At 33.5% G+C, this 15,631-nt stretch carries 15 protein-coding genes; 6 read left to right on the top strand and 9 right to left on the bottom strand.

From position 1 onward, the window contains the following. Nucleotides 1-7 precede the first annotated feature (7 nt). The 4 genes from kdpC to ACFRAE_RS04205 are packed head-to-tail and all read left to right on the top strand — an operon-like array spanning nucleotide 8 to nucleotide 4,505. Nucleotides 8-577: a potassium-transporting ATPase subunit KdpC gene (gene kdpC, locus ACFRAE_RS04220; RefSeq protein WP_422795874.1), complete on the top strand. Its 570-nt coding sequence runs from the start codon at nucleotides 8-10 to the stop codon at nucleotides 575-577. Nucleotides 578-582: 5 nt separating this feature from the next. Further along, the gene (locus tag ACFRAE_RS04215) at nucleotides 583-1,662 is read left to right on the top strand and encodes a porin (protein WP_422795873.1); all 1,080 of its coding nucleotides are present in this window, start codon (nucleotides 583-585) and stop codon (nucleotides 1,660-1,662) included. Nucleotides 1,663-1,668: 6 nt separating this feature from the next. Further along, nucleotides 1,669-2,793, top strand: a complete 1,125-nt coding sequence (locus ACFRAE_RS04210) for a sensor protein KdpD (protein ID WP_422795872.1) — start codon at nucleotides 1,669-1,671, stop codon at nucleotides 2,791-2,793. Next, nucleotides 2,790-4,505, top strand: coding sequence for a HAMP domain-containing sensor histidine kinase (locus ACFRAE_RS04205; RefSeq protein ID WP_422795871.1), 1,716 nt, complete (start codon nucleotides 2,790-2,792; stop codon nucleotides 4,503-4,505). Before ACFRAE_RS04210 ends, ACFRAE_RS04205 begins: the two co-directional genes overlap by 4 nt. Before the next feature lie 625 nt (nucleotides 4,506-5,130). Here the strand turns inward: ACFRAE_RS04205 and ACFRAE_RS04200 are convergent. The 5 genes from ACFRAE_RS04200 to ACFRAE_RS04180 all read right to left on the bottom strand — a co-directional run bounded on the left by ACFRAE_RS04200 (nucleotide 5,131) and on the right by ACFRAE_RS04180 (nucleotide 8,894). Then, on the bottom strand, nucleotides 5,131-5,361 hold the full coding sequence (locus ACFRAE_RS04200) for a hypothetical protein (RefSeq protein WP_422795870.1): 231 nt from the start codon (nucleotides 5,359-5,361) through the stop codon (nucleotides 5,131-5,133). Nucleotides 5,362-5,958: 597 nt separating this feature from the next. Beyond that, nucleotides 5,959-6,405, bottom strand: coding sequence for a PepSY-like domain-containing protein (locus tag ACFRAE_RS04195; RefSeq protein ID WP_422795869.1), 447 nt, complete (start codon nucleotides 6,403-6,405; stop codon nucleotides 5,959-5,961). A gap of 16 nt (nucleotides 6,406-6,421) precedes the next feature. Beyond that, entirely contained in the window at nucleotides 6,422-6,865 is a 444-nt protein-coding gene (locus tag ACFRAE_RS04190) for a PepSY-like domain-containing protein (RefSeq protein ID WP_422795868.1), read from the bottom strand. A 77-nt stretch (nucleotides 6,866-6,942) separates the two neighbouring features. Next, nucleotides 6,943-8,223: a sensor histidine kinase gene (locus ACFRAE_RS04185; protein WP_422795867.1), complete on the bottom strand. Its 1,281-nt coding sequence runs from the start codon at nucleotides 8,221-8,223 to the stop codon at nucleotides 6,943-6,945. Further along, on the bottom strand, nucleotides 8,223-8,894 hold the full coding sequence (locus tag ACFRAE_RS04180) for a response regulator transcription factor (protein ID WP_422795866.1): 672 nt from the start codon (nucleotides 8,892-8,894) through the stop codon (nucleotides 8,223-8,225). The genes ACFRAE_RS04185 and ACFRAE_RS04180 overlap by 1 nt, the downstream gene beginning before the upstream one ends. Before the next feature lie 240 nt (nucleotides 8,895-9,134). On the opposite strand from ACFRAE_RS04180, the gene ACFRAE_RS04175 reads away from it, so the two are divergent. Continuing rightward, entirely contained in the window at nucleotides 9,135-9,662 is a 528-nt protein-coding gene (locus tag ACFRAE_RS04175; RefSeq protein WP_422795865.1) for a hypothetical protein, read from the top strand. A 1-nt stretch (nucleotide 9,663) separates the two neighbouring features. Here the strand turns inward: ACFRAE_RS04175 and ACFRAE_RS04170 are convergent, their stop codons facing one another. From ACFRAE_RS04170 to ACFRAE_RS04155, 4 genes are all read right to left on the bottom strand, one after another. After that, a complete protein-coding gene (locus tag ACFRAE_RS04170) occupies nucleotides 9,664-10,344 on the bottom strand; it encodes a DNA alkylation repair protein (protein ID WP_422795864.1) in 681 nt (226 codons plus the stop codon). 653 nt (nucleotides 10,345-10,997) lie between these two features. Further along, nucleotides 10,998-12,026, bottom strand: a complete 1,029-nt coding sequence (locus ACFRAE_RS04165; protein WP_422795863.1) for a pirin family protein — start codon at nucleotides 12,024-12,026, stop codon at nucleotides 10,998-11,000. Between the two features lie 248 nt (nucleotides 12,027-12,274). Then, nucleotides 12,275-12,889, bottom strand: a complete 615-nt coding sequence (locus ACFRAE_RS04160; protein ID WP_422795862.1) for a hypothetical protein — start codon at nucleotides 12,887-12,889, stop codon at nucleotides 12,275-12,277. A 269-nt stretch (nucleotides 12,890-13,158) separates the two neighbouring features. After that, on the bottom strand, nucleotides 13,159-14,082 hold the full coding sequence (locus tag ACFRAE_RS04155; protein WP_422795861.1) for a hypothetical protein: 924 nt from the start codon (nucleotides 14,080-14,082) through the stop codon (nucleotides 13,159-13,161). A 333-nt stretch (nucleotides 14,083-14,415) separates the two neighbouring features. Here ACFRAE_RS04155 and ACFRAE_RS04150 point away from each other — a divergent pair, with 333 nt between their 5' ends. Then, nucleotides 14,416-15,573: a glycoside hydrolase family 5 protein gene (locus ACFRAE_RS04150; RefSeq protein ID WP_422795860.1), complete on the top strand. Its 1,158-nt coding sequence runs from the start codon at nucleotides 14,416-14,418 to the stop codon at nucleotides 15,571-15,573. Nucleotides 15,574-15,631: the final 58 nt, after the last annotated feature.

Raw genomic sequence — 15,631 nt, 5'->3', positions numbered from 1 at the left:
TTAAATCATGAAAAAGAATTTTCTCCCTGCTATCAAGCTTACTCTATTAAGTTTGATCCTATTAATGGGTATTTACCCCATCATGTTATTCGCCATAGCACAATTATCTCCTAATAAAGGGGAGTCTCAAATGCTAAATGCGAATGGAAAAGCATACTACAAACATATTGGACAATCTTTTACGAGCGATCATTATTTCTGGTCTAGGCCATCTGCTGTCAATTATAATGCGGCCGGTTCAGGGGCTAGTAACAAAGCGGTGTCAAATCCAGATTACATCAAAGAAATTGAAGAGCGTATTCAGGATTTTCTAAAACGTAATCCTACGGTTAATCAGTCTGAAATTCCGGTAGAATTGATTACAGCAAGTGGAAGTGGACTGGATCCACATTTATCCGTGGCAGCATTGGAAGTACAAGTTCCTCGAATTGCAAAGTTAAGAAATTTGAACGCCGAACAAGTTGTCGAACTGATTCATTCCCATATTGAAAAACCTTTGTTTGGATTCTTAGGTCCTGAAAAAGTTCATGTTTTGGAACTTAATCTTGCTTTAGATGAATTAAAACCTTTAAAATAATAGTGATGAAAACTCATATGTTAGTGATAGCAACACTTGTAGGTTGCAGTTTTGGAGCTACAGCTCAAGAATTGGATTCAACGAAAGAAAATCCAATCAAAATAACAGGATATTTGGAAAGTTACTATAGTTTCGACCCCAATAGACCATCTTCTCATGCTAAACCAGGCTTCATCTATAGCCATAATCGCAGTAATGAAATTGCAATTAATCTTGGCTTGATAAAGGCAAGTTATGAACATAATCAAATCCGTAGTAATTTAGGCCTAGGCGTGGGGACTTACATGAATGCAAATTATGCTGCTGAACCTGGAGTTTTTAAAAATATCTACGAGGCAAACATAGGTTTCAAATTATCAAAAACGAAACAAATCTGGCTGGATATGGGGGTGTTGCCCTCACATATTGGCCCTGAAAGTGCGGTTTCTGTAGATAATATCAGTCTAACTCGCAGTTTATCAGCAGAAAATTCACCATATTTTGAAACTGGAGCACGTTTATCCTATTCGAGTCCAAATAATAATTGGTACTTGGCAATGATGGCTTTAAATGGATGGCAACGGATACAACTGCCAAATACTAGTCGGGGATTGGCTTATGGGCAACAAATACAATACAAACCTACAGCAGGAATTACTTTAAACAGCAGTATATACGTAGGAGACGAGGGTAAGGATAGCTTGCGATTCTTTCATGATTTCTATGCACAGCTTAATTTAAGTTCAAGCTTGGAAGCTGTGTTGAATTGGGATTATGGTCTTCAGAAACAACCAGCACTTGATAAAAATTATACCTGGTGGAATGCTGGGATACAACTGCGATATGCAATTTTAGATCAATTAAAAATCAATCTGCGTGGAGAATATTTCAATGATACGGATGCGGTTATTTTTGGATCTGCTGTTCAAAATATGCAGGATGTATGGGGAGCATCCATAGGATTGGATTATCAGATCTATTCGGGATTATTTTGGCGAACGGAATACCGCTATTTAAAAGCAGACCAAGCCGTGTTTGAGAAATTGGATGCCACGAATACAAAGCAATCCAATCATTTGACAACTTCGTTAGGATTTAAATTTTAAGAATCGATGGAAGAACAGCGTAAATCGGCAGGTCATTTTTTGGAACTTATCAAGCAGTCGCGTAGAGGTAAATTCAAGGTTTACTTAGGCATGTGTGCTGGAGTAGGTAAAACCTACCGTATGCTGCAAGAAGCACATAACCTCATTCGCAATGGCATTGATGTTCAAATAGCTTATATAGAAACGCATGATCGTATTGATACTGTTGGAATGCTTGCTGATTTGCCTGTGATTCCTCGTAAAACTATTTTTTATAAAGGGAATGCCTTGGAAGAAATGGATGTTGACAAAGTGATTCAACTCCATCCAGATGTAGTTATTGTCGATGAATTGGCACATACAAATGTGCCAGGGAGTAAAAATGAAAAACGTTGGCAAGATGTACTTGAATTATTGGATGCAAATATCAATGTGATCTCGGCTGTAAACATTCAACATGTTGAAGGGTTGCAGGCGGAAATTGGAGATTTGTTATCTGTAGAAGTTCAAGAGCGAATTCCTGATCGGATTCTTCATATTGCAGATGAATTAATCTTTGTCGATATCAGTGTAGAGGATTTAATTCAACGATTGAAAGAAGGGAAAATTTATAAAAGTGACAAGATTGAACGTGCTTTAAAAAATTTCTTTAAATCTGATCAATTGTTACTGCTAAGAGAATTGGCATTGAAGGAATTGGCAGGTCATGCCACTAAAAAACATGAACGTGAAAATGGTTCGGAACGTAAATATCGAGCAGAACGTTTTATGGTCTGCATAGGATCGAATGAAAAAAAAGCGAAAAATTTAATACGTAGGACAGCTAGATTGGCTAGTTATTATCAAGCTAATTGGTTCGTTTTATACATACAAACCCCAAAGGAATCAGCAAATAAAATTGCCTTGGATAAACAACGATATTTAATAAATAATTTTAAATTGGCTACAGAATTAGGGGCCGAGGTTTTGCAGGTTCAAGGTAAAGATATCCCTGCTCATATTGTTGAACAGGTTATTTTAAGGAATATTACTACCGTATGTATCGGGAGCCCGTACCTTCCTTTCTTTAGAATGTTGTTCTCGATGGGGATATTTAGAAGATTACTTAAAAAATTAGAAAAAATTCAAGTGGATTTAATTATTCTGTCATGAAAATCAAAACAAAATTGTACCTCGGCATAGGTTTATTATGCTTCATGATATTCTTTCTTGCTGCAGTCAGTACCTTATATGTAAGTGTGTTGAAAAATGATACAGATCATCTGCTAAAAGCAAACTATAACTCTTTAGCTTATAGCCGTAATTTACTGGATGCTACGGAGAAATTGGATTCGGATCCTACCGCCATTCAGCGATTAGCAACGAACCTAAAAAAACAAAAACAAAATGTAACTGAAATTGGAGAATCGGCAGTTACCGAGAAACTGGAGGCCATTTACCTTAACCTTAAAAAGACTCCAAACGATCAAGAGTTGCAAGCTTCATTCCGTAATGTTCTGGTTGAACTTATGACTGTGAATATGGATGCTATAGTTCAAAAAAGTGAACATGCTAAAGAAACGGCTCAGGATGCTTTTGTTTGGATTTCCATTACTGGTGCTTTGTGTTTTTTAATTGCTTTTGTTCTTTTGGTTAATATGCCTTCCAATATTGCTAATCCAATCAAAGAATTGACAGCTAGTATAAAACAAGTTGCGCAGCATAATTATAATCAACGATTGCATTTTCAAGAAACTAGTGAGTTTAAAGAACTTGCAAATTCTTTTAACAGCATGACGGAAAAATTAGAAGAGTATGCAAACAGTAAATTAGACTTGATACTAGAAGAGAAAAAAAGGGTAGAGACCCTGTTAAATACAATACATAACCCCGTATTAGGATTAGATGAGCATAACAAGTTGGTTTTTATAAACAATGAAGCCTTGGAAATTGCCGGATTAAAAAGAGTGGATATGAAACAGCTTTCACTGCAGGAAATAGTTTCCACGAATGATTTAATACATGATATTATTTATAAAAAAGAGATTGGGAATCAAAGTTTAAAGATAGTCGTTAACAATCGGGAATGTTACTTTGAAAAAGAAGTTATTCCTATGGAAATTATTCCTACCGCTGAATTAGCACCACAATCTGTCGGTTCGGTTATCGTTCTGAAAAATGTAACGAGCTTTAAAGAATTGGATGTGGCAAAAACGAATTTTATTGCTACGGTATCCCACGAATTAAAAACACCCATAGCCTCCATTCAAATGAGCGCAGAAGTGTTGAAACATCATCGAACAGGGGATTTAACAGACGAACAAAAAAACCTCATCGATGGTATTCAGGAAGATAGTCTTCGGCTATTGAAAATAACCAGCGAATTGCTGAATATATCGCAGTTGGAAACTGGAAATATCAAATTGTATTCTCAGTTTGTAGATCCATTGCCTATCGTGAATTATGCGATCAATGCGACACGTATGCAAGCGGAACAAAAACAAATTCACATTCTTACGGAGATAGAAGATGAATTGCCTAAAATTTATGTGGATGAAGAAAAAACAGCTTGGGTACTTACCAATTTTATAACCAATGCTATTCGATATTCACCCATCAATTCTGAAATATCAGTACAGGTGAAAAAACTTCCTCAAGGAGTGAAATTCATTGTTCAGGATCATGGTAAAGGCATTGATCAACATTATAAAGAACGAGTTTTTGACCGCTATTTTCAGATACCTGGAAGTCATCGTGCAGGTACCGGTTTAGGTTTATCTATCTCTAAGGAATTTATTGAAAATCAACACGGTAAGATTGGTGTTGAAAGTGAATTAGGATTGGGAAGCACCTTTTACTTTACGATTCCGGTCTTGAACTCTTAGTCGAATAATCTGTTGTAACTACATTTTTAGATAAAATATCATTTGTACACCGAGGATCTGAGCAAATGAAGATTTTATGTTTATCTCCGATGGATCTCTTTCGGATCTTCATCGGACATTCCTTGGATCTTCTTTGATAAAATCCGAGGAATGTCCAAAGGAGTTGCTTTGGACATTCGAAATAGTCCAAGTTTAGGGAGAATAAGAACCAATTGAATGTACTAACTAAAGCCTAATGCAATGATGAATTTAATTAGGAAAGGTAAATGGTACCAACGTTTTTTTAAGTCTGCGATGTGAAATGTTCCCCATCGTAGGAAGCTAGAATCTTTACGGGTAACAGCAGGCTCCTAAATAGAATTCTACTATATAAATACCTGTAAATATGGGCTATTCACTAGGTGTAAAGTAAATGGAAAAATAATGTTATTGCTTATTTTACTTTCTTGTTTTGAATTCGGATAGGTGTAAGTGATTTAAGAAAATTTACAAGGATACTTATACTATTATGTTTCAAAATGGGATCCATTATAAACGACTAAAATTACATTGGAATTACTAAATGGCTAGAGTCAATTACCGAATGTAACTTTAGATACCTTAAAAATAGGCGGTTAGAAAATTTTTAGTAGTCTATATTTATCAGTTGCTCAGGGATGTCTTGAAATAGGATATTACTATTACCAGTCACTCGAATTAAAACGGTTAGGAAGATAATAAAAATAATTAAGGAAATCCAAATCAGCATCAGGTGTTTTGCACAGGTTAAATCTTCTGTTAAATACCAGTTGTATAATAAAAATGCAGTAAGTGGTAAGAAAGTAAATAGGGATAATATAAATAATATGAATGGCATAAAGAGTAAATAATTTATATCATTATTGAAGATTTGTTAATAATCTATTACGTTAACTCATTAGTTCACAGTTTATGAACCTATTTCTAATAAATTTTTTAATGGATTAGAATGGCTACAAACTGTAGTAAAAATTTCATGCCTCAAATATAATATAATGTTATTGTATTTAATAATATTATTTATTAGGAAATAATTAAGTTTATCATTGTTTCATTTAGAGTATATCTTTACTAGTCTATTTACATCAACAGGTCGTTGGATTTAGTACCAAAATCGACAGGTTTGGGGCTGAAGTTTTTAGAAGAAGAGGGCAGTCGTTTTCTGGAGGATTTCTAAAGGTTGAAAACTTTAAATCGGGATGAATAGCTTAACTAATGCGTTTGGAAAGGGAGTGATCGCTTGATGAATTTCTTGCTTATTTGGTTTATTTATCAAGCTAATGCGTTAATATTTTAGGGTATCCATTTGCAATGGTGTAAAAATGCGGTTAAGGGATTTGTATTAATCGAATATTCACATGGAGATAGTATGTAAATAAAACTAGTTCTGAGAAAGATAGATGCTGTCTTTTCAGAACTAGTTAACATTTACCTATTAGTTGTCAATGCGGATGAAATTGCCATCTAAATTGAACAATAAATCTAACCCATTCACTAATTCTACTTCAAATCTATTGTTGTCTTTTTCAATACTTTGTACAGCTATATCCTTATAATTGCTGTTTAAATAAGTTTTAATTGCGGTATGAATAAAGTCCGTAGCGATGGATTGACCGTCCAATGCATCGACTTCTAACCAATTTCCGTTTTTATCAAATTTTATTTTTGTTCCATTTTTTAAGATCACATTATAGGTATGGGAGGATAGTCCTTCTTTTTCTTTTTCTACTTGTGCAATCGTTGTTCCTTCAAAATGTATTTGAATAAATTCAGAAGCATTTTTAGGTAATTGATCTTCCTGAATAATGGTTTCTTTATCACAGGCGATACTGAATAATAAAATGCTAGTTAGGGCGCTTAAAATTAAAATATACTTTTTCATCGTTAAAATAATTTATTTAGTCATCAATTTTTATAAATTCTCCTTTTCGGTTGTATTTCAAGTCAATTCCATTGGTTAATTCCACCTCATAACCCGTTTTTTCTTTTTTAATTTGAACAATATGATTGTTAGGGAAACTTTTTTGAATATGTGACACAATGGTAGGGGGGATTAATTGCGCAGGTATTGGATTCATTTTACCATCCAATTCGGTCCAATTTCCTTTTTTATCAAATTCTAAGGATGTTCCGTTGGTAAATAAGACGTTAAAGGTATTTCCTTGTAATAATTCCTTTTCTAGGCTTATTACAGAAACCTTTAGATCGCTAAATTGCTTTTCAATAAAATTCTTCGCAGGCTGTGGCAGCTGCTGATAGGCTATCAATTTTTCTTGAGCCTTGCTTAATCCAATGGATAAGGAAATAGCGAATACCAAGGATAATGTTAGTTTATTTTTCATGTGCTTGTACTTGATTATAAAACAAAGTTCAGGCATAAAGCTGGAAAGAATTGGGAATTTCCTCTTTCGTATCGTATTTAAGTGTTTTTTATTCGAAAATAATGTTTGCCAGCTACATAGGAATAATCTAAGTTTAGGTTTGGGTATTTTAATAAAATCGATTGAACAATGGATAATCCCAATCCATTAGCCTGTGGATCTTGATTTCCTTTGTAAAATCTTTCAAAAATATAATCTGGATTTAATGCTTCTGAAGAACTTTGATTTGCGATAATTATTTCATTTTTACTTATATGAATATCAATTTCTCCAGGATCTTTGTTATACCTAATGGCATTTCGTAATAGATTTGAGATTAATATTAAAGCCAAGTCATGGTTAAAATCAACTACAAATGTGTCATCTTCTTTCAAGCTTAATTGAATATTTTTGAATTGTAAAATATCTTCAAAATCAACCACTAGTTGTTGAAGTAGTTGATTAAAATTCACCTTTTCAATTTCCTTATATTGGTCGTTTTCAATTCGAGATAACATTAATAAGGATTTGTTCAACTTCACCATTCGATGAAGTCCTTGTTTAGCTTCTGCTAATTTGTTTATTTGTGATTCTTGTAACGTTGGATCTTGCAGTAAAAGGTCTAATTTTCCGATGGTAATAGCTAAAGGTGTTTGCAATTCATGGGATGCATTTTCAATGAATTTCTTCTGGCTCAAGAATACCAGTTGGTTTTTATGAAGCATTTCTTCGATTCTGAAGTTCAACTCATCAAATTCCATCACTTGGGTGTTTTTGTAGGTGTATGGACTAGACTCTGCAAATCGGTATGCACTTAGATTTCTTAATATTTCCTTGAAAGGTTTCCAGATACGTGTAAGCACCACTTGATTTATAATGATGATACTAATGATAATTACAAGGTATAATATGCTTAATGAAATTGCTAGATTGATCAGAAAATCGTCTTCCTCTACCGTGGAAGTTCGTATTTCTAATAAATACGGTAGTCCATCTTGACTATAGAATCCTGTCTTTAGGATACGATAAGGTTCTTCCTCTTCATCATAAGGCATATAAATAAATTCGCGGGAAAAAACATTTTTATCCAGATCCTTGTGATCTTGGGTAGGGAGTATTCTAAATTGGTTTATACCAAACACTTTATTTTGATCTATAATCGCCGAATTGTTATAGGCTTCCCTTATAATTTCTATTTTTTGGTTTTTTAATCCATCATCGATATTATCATAGACTTCATCCATTAAAACAGCATAGAATAAGCCTGCCCATATGGCCATAATTAACAAGATGGCAATCATTAGGTGCCTGTTGGTATACGATTTTACTGAAATTGCCATTAGATTAATTTATATCCTACACCATAAACCGATTGTAGATCCACATCTGCATTTACCTCTTTCAATTTTTTTCTGATATTTTTGATCTGGGAGTATATGAAATCAAGGTTATCCACCTGATCGGCATGATCGCCCCAGACTGATTCAATTAATGTAGTCTTTTCTAATAACCTATTTGGTCTTAGCATTAAATAATATAGAATATCAAATTCTTTTCTGTTTAGAATTAAGTTATGCTGATCCACATATACGGAACGATTTTCTAAATCTAAACTTAAACTTTTATAGCGTAATATAAAATCTGCTGCTGATGATTTTCTACGTATAATGGCTTTAACTCGGGCTAATAATTCGGCTAAATGAAAAGGTTTTGATAGATAATCTTCAGCACCAAGTTCCAAGCCTTTCACTTTATCTTCGACGGAGTCCTTCGCAGATAGTATTAATATAGGTTGAATTTTGTTTTCCTTGCGTATCGTTTTGATCAGTTCCAAACCGCTACCACCCGGCAACATTAAATCTAAAATAACACAGTCGTACTGGTATTGAAGAAGTTTGTGATACGCAGAATGATAATTGTTTGCAGATTCTACTTTAAAGTTTTCAGACTCTAAATATTCTTGAATGTTTCTTGCAATCTCTATTTCGTCTTCAACTATTAATATTTTCATGTGAATTAAAATTACAATTCTATATACACAATCTGAAATGAATCTGGAAAGATGACGAAGCTCTATTAAAAGTTAGCAATGATTTGCATAAGTAAAATTAACAATAAGGCTGTTTAAATAATTTATTAAGTAATAATGTCTATTTTTAAGTAAAATATAAACATTTATTGTATTATATTTGCCTTGCTATTGGAGTGGTCGTTCAATAAAAGTTTATTATTTATTTAGGTAGTTTAAGTGATGAAAAGCTGTGTTTTGAATCCTAGTGGTTTATTAGATTTATTATTTTTTGCATCGATTGGTTTAACCGCGATAAATGTTAGATTGATCCAATTGACCATTGTACCCTTATATGATCTTGCTGGATGTTTTTTAATCGCTTTTGCATTATCTTTTATCATTAAGTCTTTGATACATGCTAAATGGATAGGTGCATTCGAATTCCTAGTGTATAATTTTTTTATTTTAGGGAATGTCTTGACTTTTATATTGTTGGGGCTTAATTTTATTTTAGCTTCTCATGCAGTTGAATATACCTTTCATCATGTCAAATATGAAGATAGTACGCAGAAGCTAAACCAGAGGGGGGAAGGGAATGCTAAGCGAGTGATTTATGCCCATTTCGATAAATCATTTTCAAAAAGAATAATAATTGAAGAACCATATTCGGAGAAACGAACCTTGGATTCCATTGCTATACGCTGTAGGAATGGTGGATTTAATTACCCAATAATTGTTACGGTATTCATACCTGCTAAGCGAGTGTAAATTAGTTTTTGTTGGCTCTTTTGGCCATTTCTTCAATCCATATTGGTGCAAAGGGGGAAACACAACCTTTACTAACCGGATAATCCTGGTACAAAGCTAATTTGTTTCCTATGTGGATCGCCTGCTCACGAAGCTCTTCATTACAAATTCCTATGCTAGCTAAAGTAGAATTCATGGTCCATTGTACTAAATAGTGTTCACTTAACATCGTTTCTTCAATCGTCTTTAAAAGCTGTTTTAACTCCAATTTGCCTTCATTCTTAGAAATACTTGATGCCGTAAGCTGCCATGCGAGTCTGCGAAGGCTCGGTTCTTTTGAGTTTAACCAGGCTAACCTCAGTTGATCTTTTTCAGGATGTAATTTGATCACATACGAAAATAACCAATCCAACAGGTGTGGAAAATTGGCTGATTGGCTTAATTCTGTTAATTCTTGGGTAGAAAAAGAGGAGGCTTTAAAATTTAATATGGCCATAAATTGGGCTTCCAAGATTTTCGTATCCCATAGGTTTAGCGCAAGCTCATGGTTGTTTTTTAATTGCTTCGCAATTTTACGAATATCTCCCATTTTAACGCCAAATTGAGTTCCTTGTGCTCCTTGTTTTTGATATATTTGATAGACTTTTGGGTCAGCAGCATTTTTCAATTGCTCAATGATGTCTTCGATAAGGTTAGCTTTCATGTGATTCACTTGATTTTCTAAAGTAAGTTTTACTCTTCTACCAATACAGGATTTGTGCATGGAGTTATCTTCCTATAAAACTAATCATTCTGTTGGAGTTTTTGCGATCTTATGCTTTTTATAAAGGGTGAAAAGTACACATAAAAAAGAAGACTCCTGAAGCGGGGAGCTGCAGGAGTCTTAACTAACCAATTATTAACCTAAATTATGAAATTTAGAATAGTATATTCAAGCTCTATGCCATTGCTTTATATTAAATGTTATTTTAACATTTATTAACACTTCTTTATTGTCAGTCAATAAATATGTGTTTTTTTGACTTATATTTTTTTTCCTAAGCATTTTTTAGCATCCAAATTTATCCATAAAAGTAGGTGCATGGGAGCATGCTAAAAAAAAATTCCTAGTCGATTTTAATCTTAAATTACCTGCGTTAATTAATTAAACTTTCAACGAATTGAATAATTATTTTTTCGGATTTACTGTAAACAAGAAACTCCTAAGACGGGGAGTCTTAGGAGTTTACTAACCAATTATTAACCTAAATTATGAAATTTGAATACTATATTTCAAGATATGTGCCAATTTTTTTATTAAATATATTTTTTAACAAAACTTAACATTTATGCTTAATAATTTGTTGAAAAAACCTATTATTTAACATTTGGTCTATCAATTCTTTCACCGAAATGATAACTTGCGAATCGACTTTCCTCTTTCGCATTGACTAAATCCTGCTCTTGGTCTCCCCATGGCCATCCTCCAAATTGAGTGCTTCTGTACTCTTGAAATGCATCTTGCAATTCTCGTTCTGTATTCATTACAAATGGACCATAAGCAGCGACTGGCTCGTTGATCGGTTCTCCTTCTAAAATCAGTATAAACGCTTTTTGATCGTTGTTGACAATTCGTATTTCTTCATTTCCATCCACATCAGCCAATTGCCCTTTTCTTAGTTCTTGAGATTCCAATTGGATGCTGTTATTTCCTTCATAAAAAAACACGAAACGATTTAGGGTAGGAGAAACAGCTTCTAAGGTAAATTCCGTATGTGGGTCCATTTCTATTAAAGCCAAACCAACATGGTTTTGTGGATTTGATGCCCATGAATTTGGTAATGGGTCTATGGATTTTACGCCTTGGTATGCTCCTAATATAACCTTGATTTTCACTTCTCCATCGTGCTTGGATGGAATGGTTTTGATTGGAATATCTTCATGCCATAACATTTTGTAATCTGGCTCATGCAGTTTGTCTTTTCCAGGCAAATTAAGCCAAATTTGAAACAACCTTAATGGATTGGGTTGATCATCATGAATTAATGGAAACATTTCGGAATGTAAGACCCCTGATCCTACATTCATCAATTGCACATCTCCTTGTCCATACCTTCCTTTTGAACCTTTTGAATCGAAGTGATCGACATAACCTTCTGGTACAACAGTGATCACTTCAAATCCACGATGGGGATGGTGTGGAAAGCCTGGAATGGTTTCGCCATGGTACATACGCCAAGGCTTCGCTGAATCAAAATCATTACCTATGTTTCGGTCATTTAAGGAAGCATTCGGTCCCATTTGGCCATTGCCTTCAGGATATTGATCGAAATGATAAGCTGCTAAAATAAATGGATCTCGAATAGCTAGTGTTCCTTTTACGGAACTAATATTTTTAATTTTCATGATTTACCTTTCTTTTTGTCTATAGCATTACAAATGCTAGACCAATAGAATGATATTAGCGTAGGAGTTACGTATTGGTTACTGGTTTCTTTAATGAAACTAGCTGTAAAAGAGATTTTTTAGGGCTTGCTAATTCGAATGATCAACAGGTTGTCGGAATAAATTGCTGAGTTTTTTCAATTAATTAGACAAAATTTCCATTAGCAATGTGGATAACTGTCAAATTGACAATTTGACTGTATGCTTTGCTAGGCAATTAATATTCCATCTTGCAACTGATTTTTTTCTGCTGCAATTTGATAGGGTTGATAACCCTCATGGATGTCTTCCATTTGGAGGATGCTCTTGGATAAGCCTAAATCCAATTGAAATGTAAACCCATCTATGGTAGTTAGGAAGACTATTCCTGAAGGATTTTCATAATCAGGCAAATAAATCATGGCCTTTTTATCCGCAATATACTCATTCATGAATACTCCTTCCTCATCAGTGGTAAGCCAACCTTTTATTTGGTTATATGGGCCTAAAATATTGGAGAATTTTAAATAGTTGATCATAAAACAGTAATGCTTAAAATTAATGTCGTATGGAAAAGTTAGGATGTAAGTTCTAGAACCAACTTTGTTTAAATTAATGATGATTAAAAGTTGTTGCTTATTAAATAGTTTACAAAAAGTTTCGCATGCATCTTTTAAATCGTTAAAAGAGGGACCCTTAACTAATATGACCTTATCGTTTGCTTTTTTTTCTAATTCTGATTCGTGATAAACTTGTACTTTTTTTTCACGACGATTCTTGTCGAAGGATTTAAGTAAGATCGTTATGACAAATAGAACTAATAAAATAGAAAAAATGGTTGTCATTCTTTGAAATTTTAATGATCTAGGATTTACGCAATTAGTAGGGTAAGTTCGTCGTTAATTAATGGTAAATTTACCTAAAACTAATCAAATTCAATAAAAAATTAAATATATTTTTAATTATATTAAATTTATTGAAATCCTATAGGGCGAAATAATGGAAAAACTAAGGTTTTGTAGTTATTGGAATCAGTATAACTTTAATGCTTATATTTTTTGATTAAAAATGATGGAGACGAATACGTTGAATGGAATATATGGTAAATGTAGATTTATAATAATTCGATCTCAATGGTATCGATTCGATAGCCTGTTTGTTCTTTGACTTTTACTTTATTGGTTTTTTTATTATAGATATAGTTAGGAATTCCATAATTATAATCTATAGAAAAAACTCTTTTTTCGTTATTATCAATTTGAAAATCCTTAGACGCTTCATCGAAGGGTAGTTTTAATTTTTCTGCAAAACTAGTAATCATACTTTTCATTTCTTCTTCCGATACAAAAGAATTTTGAACAATGATGCAATTGTAGTTCTCCTCATCTATTTCAGAAAGGAATATCTCGTTATTTATGTTCATGGGCGAATTATCAATCGCATTGTTAACTTGTTCTTCATAACGAATCGTATCACCTAATAGGTACTCAGCGCCAAAAGTAGAATGTAATAGTCTTATTTCACGCATAACTAAAGATTCTAACCCTTCTTTGCTGGTGTAAATTTCTAAAAATTGATTCATACTATTTTTGAAAGCTGAATTTTCTACTGAATCACTAGTTGGCAGCTTTTGAAGGATGAGGGATAGGTAGTTTTTTAAATTAGTTGCAATTTCCTGCCAATTGTCTAAGGATTGAAATTGTCCCAATTCATTTGTGCTGTATATATAGTTTATATCTTGTAAAGACTGAATTGGGTCGGATAAATTGAAAGGTAAGGACGATATTTGCTGTTTGAAATCGTTTTTCCATAAAATTTGGTAACTAGTTTCTGTGGAATCTAAGATGATAAACTGGCTGTAATAGGTGGTTGAATCTTGACTCTCCTTACCGTCGTTTATCTTCTCTATTTTTTTAAATATTTTAAAATTTAGGGTATCTCCTTTAGACCAATAGGCCACAATTGGAACGGTTGTTTTTTCCTGAGCCAAAACAGGGATACTTAAGCAAAATAGGATTAGAAAAAATAAAGATTTCATGTATTATGTAAAGGTTATTTTATATAATTATAAAGATAAAAAAATAAAACACACTTTTAGGGAATGGAGTATGCACTAATTGTAAATATTTATACTCGTGGAATATTCTTGCATCATCAGTAAAAATACCTCTTTTTAGGTATTTTTCATTAGGGTTCAATCGGATAACTTTGTAGTGCATTTCGATGTTAATCTGACCAAATCAATCCTTATATAAGTATCCTTGTATGTTTTCATGCAAAGATTATTTATTTTTAATATCCATACGAATTTTTGTTTTGAATAGACTAGCTTTGGTTTACCAATATCTTCTTAAAATCTAAATGAGAAACAATGAAATCAATAAATCGAAGGGATTTTATCTATACCGGTTCAGTCTTAGCAGCAAGTGTTATTGGCTCGAGAGCAATTGCTTCTCCAAATACGAATCATAATGTGATTCCTCGTTGGAGAGGATTTAATATTTTGGAGTTCTTTAGACCTGAACAGTACCATTTGACACCAGAAAATAAAAAGATGATTACCCAAGACTTCCAATGGATTTCTGATTGGGGATTTGATTTCGTGAGAATTCCTATTTCATATCCATGCTATCTCCAATATGATATCAAATCTGGAATACCAATTCGAAAGGATGAAACGATCAAGTTTCGAGAAGAGGCCGTTTCGGCTATAGAGTGGTTGGTCGAAAAGGCCGTTAGTTTTGGTCTTCATGTAAGTCTTACTTTGCATAGAGCTCCAGGTTTTTGTATTAATGCCGGCTTTCATGAACCATTCAATTTATGGAAAGATTCGGAAGCTCAGGAAGCTTTTTATTACCATTGGGAAATGTGGTCTAAACGACTGAAAAGATTTTCAGGAAAACAATTAAGTTTTGATTTAGTCAATGAACCCTGTTTTAAAGAAGATATGAATGACCAGTTTTCGCCTAATAAACCGATTCCCGGTGCAATTTATCGTCAAGTGGCTAAAGGCTGTCTGGCAGTGATTAAGAAGCATAATCCAGATCGATTGGTCATTGCGGATGGTAATCATGTAGGCGCATTGGTGATTCCAGAACTCGTTGATTTACCTATCGCACAAAGCTGTAGAGGCTATTATCCTCATTATGTTTCTCATTATCGCGCAAGTTGGGTATGGAAGAATCCCGATGATGCTCCTATGCCGGTATGGCCTGGTAAGATTGATGGACAAGACTTTAGTAGAAAATCTTTAGAAGATGCTTATAAGCCTTGGGTCGAATTGGTAAAAAGTGGAGTAGGGGTACATTGTGGGGAATGTGGCTGTTATAATGAAACACCACATGCGGTATTTTTGAGTTGGTTCAATGATCAATTGGATATTTTAACTGGTCACGGTATTGGTTGGGGACTTTGGAATTTTAGAGGAACTTTTGGCTTGTTAGACTCGGGAAGAAAAGATGTGAAATATGAGAATTTTCATGGGCATCAACTGGACAAGAAGTTGCTGGATTTGCTTCAAAAGTATTAACTCTTCTTATATTTTTATTCTATTTTAGGTAAAGAAAAAAGGCTATGTTATGATTTCA

Origin of the sequence: Sphingobacterium sp. HJSM2_6 (genome assembly GCF_049316305.1) — a bacterium.
Lineage (GTDB): Bacteria > Bacteroidota > Bacteroidia > Sphingobacteriales > Sphingobacteriaceae > Sphingobacterium.
The sequence above is the reverse complement of the archived record's forward strand: the minus strand, read 5'-3'. Positions and strand labels throughout refer to the sequence as shown.